3 protein-coding genes and 1 pseudogene are annotated in these 2,254 nt (G+C 63.2%); 3 read left to right on the top strand and 1 reads right to left on the bottom strand.

Annotated elements, in window-relative coordinates:
• The 3 genes and pseudogenes from OXG98_10890 to OXG98_10880 all read left to right on the top strand — a co-directional run.
• A partial coding sequence (locus OXG98_10890; GenBank protein ID MCY3772509.1) for a PQQ-binding-like beta-propeller repeat protein occupies positions 1 to 906 on the top strand: 906 nt, incomplete at its 5' end.
• A 121-nt stretch (positions 907 to 1,027) separates the two neighbouring features.
• Positions 1,028 to 1,621 (top strand): annotated as a pseudogene (locus OXG98_10885) (YceI family protein).
• A gap of 127 nt (positions 1,622 to 1,748) precedes the next feature.
• Positions 1,749 to 1,949, top strand: a complete 201-nt coding sequence (locus OXG98_10880) for a DUF2905 domain-containing protein (GenBank protein ID MCY3772508.1) — start codon at positions 1,749 to 1,751, stop codon at positions 1,947 to 1,949.
• Positions 1,950 to 2,001: 52 nt separating this feature from the next.
• On the opposite strand, the gene OXG98_10875 is transcribed toward OXG98_10880, so the two are convergent.
• On the bottom strand, positions 2,002 to 2,254 hold a 253-nt coding region (locus tag OXG98_10875; protein ID MCY3772507.1), incomplete at its 5' end, for a hypothetical protein.

Here is a 2,254-nt window from a genome sequence, read left to right as displayed (position 1 = left end):
TACACCGGCGAGTACCGCTGGCATTTCCAGCAGGTGCGTCACGACATCTGGGATTACGACGCGCCGAGCCCCGTGGTGCTCTTCGATATCGAGATCGAGGGCGAGATGAGGCGGGCCCTGGCCGAGCCCAGCAAGACCGGCTGGGTCTATATCCTTGACCGCGTTACCGGCGAGCCGCTGATCGGAATCGAAGAACGCCCGGTACCGCAGGAACCGAGGCAGGCGACGGCGGCCACGCAACCTTATCCCATCGGCGATGCCTTCGTGCCGCAGCACGTGGATATCGTCCCGGAAGGCTACCCGCCGCTGGTCAACCAGGACCGGATCTTCACCCCCTTCTGGACCGATGGCGCCGTGATGAAGCCCAGCCATAACGGCGGCGCCAACTGGCCGGGCAGCGCCTACGATCCGCGCACGGGCTACCTCTATGTCTGCGCGACGGACCGGATGTCGTTCTTCCGTGGCGGCGAGATGGACGAAGACCTGCCTCCGCCGTTGGGCGAGCGGTTTCTCGGGGGCGTCTTCCACGCCATTCCGGGTTACGTCTCGGGCGTACTCGCCGCCATGGACATGCGCACCAACAGGATCGTCTGGCAACAGCGGCTCATCGACCGTTGCTACAGCGGCGTGCTGGCGACGGCGGGCGGGTTGATCTTTGTGGGCCGCAACGACGGCCGGTTGACGGCACTGGACTCGCGGAACGGCAATCTGCTCTGGGAATTCCAGACCGGCGCCGGGATGAACGCGCCGGTGAGCGCCTTCGAATACAACGGCCGCCAGCACATCGTCGCCTATTCCGCCGGGAACCTGTTTGCCGGTTCCCCGCGGGGCGACAGCGTCTGGTTGTTCTCCCTGGACGGGGCGCTGGATGAAGCGCCTGCCGAATCGCCAGCCGAGCAGAACTAGCAAAGCACACTGGAGACGTGGGCGGGCAAACGGTTAAACTCTTGCCTCATCGCGGATATGTCCCGTGAACGAGAGTTCCGGGTCTTGGCCGGCAAGCATTCAAGCAGGGAGTACCAAGTTAATGGCCATCAGACAACTATCCATCGTGGCATTGTGTCTTGTGGGGACCACAGGGGGCACCATCGGCCTGGCCGAGCCCGTAACCTACGTCATTGACCCCCGCCACACTTTCCCGGCTTTCGAGGCCGATCACTGGGGCGGACTTTCCGTGTGGAGGGGCAAGATCAATCGGTCCTAGGGCACAGTGGTGCTGGACAAGGAGGCCGGGACCGGGTCCGTCGAAGTCGAGATGGACATGTCGTCCATCGATTTCGGCCACGACGCCATGAACGAGAGAACCTTGGTGGACATCATCCATGTGGATCAGTTCCCGACGGCGACATACACGGGCGCGCTCGTTGATTTCCAGGACGGCGCGCCGACTGCGGTCGAGGGTACCCTGACGCTTCACGGCGTCAGCCAGCCGGTCAATCTCCAGGTCAACAAGTTCCAGTGCCAGCCCCATTTCAGGCACATGCGGGAAGTCTGCGGCGCCGATGCGTCGACGACCATCAACCGCGCGGACTTTGGCGTCGACTACGATCTGAACAATGGCTTCTTCCCGGAAGTCCACCTGCTGATCACCATCGAAGCGCAAATTCCCCCGGAGGAATAGTCGCCTGGGAGTTCGGGGTCGGCGCCTGACCGGTCCACGGAACCGATGTTGTTGCCCGGAACAGGGGTAGTGGGCTGCGGTCGGAGCTATTCGGGATTCGGTAGCGAACGGTGACGCGCATCAGGTCATGCAACGAACCCTCATATTGATCGGTCTCGCATTGCTCGTCATCGGCCTGGCATGGCCCTGGCTGGGCAAGCTCCCACTGGGCCGCTTGCCGGGGGACATTGTCATCGACCGGCCTTCATTCAAGCTGTACCTGCCGATCACCACGATGATCCTGGTGAGCGCGCTGCTGTCTTTGCTGATGTGGCTGTTTCGCCGCTGACGGGCTGATTCCCGGTATCCTGATCGCGGCCCGGGAGAGCCGTGACGTGACCTCAGTCTCCCGGCATCTGCTCGCCGTGCCCGATACCCGGCGTGCAGCCGTACGTGCCCAGCGGCAGCGTGGTGCGCATGAGAATCCGCGACCCGAAAAGCGTGCCGTCGTGGAATTCCGGGTCGACTGCCGTCCAGGTCAATTCAAGGTCGCCATTGTCCGGGTTGACGTGGAAGCGCTCGGTGAGTTCCAGGTCCATCGTGCGGACGAAGTCCGATCTCAGCAGGCCTTCCGCGAACAGCGCCGTGTGAACG

The organism is Gemmatimonadota bacterium (assembly GCA_026706345.1).
In the GTDB taxonomy this organism is placed as follows: domain Bacteria; phylum JAAXHH01; class JAAXHH01; order JAAXHH01; family JAAXHH01; genus JAAXHH01.
Note: the sequence above shows the minus strand (reverse complement) of the source record. Positions and strands in the feature narration are given on the sequence as shown.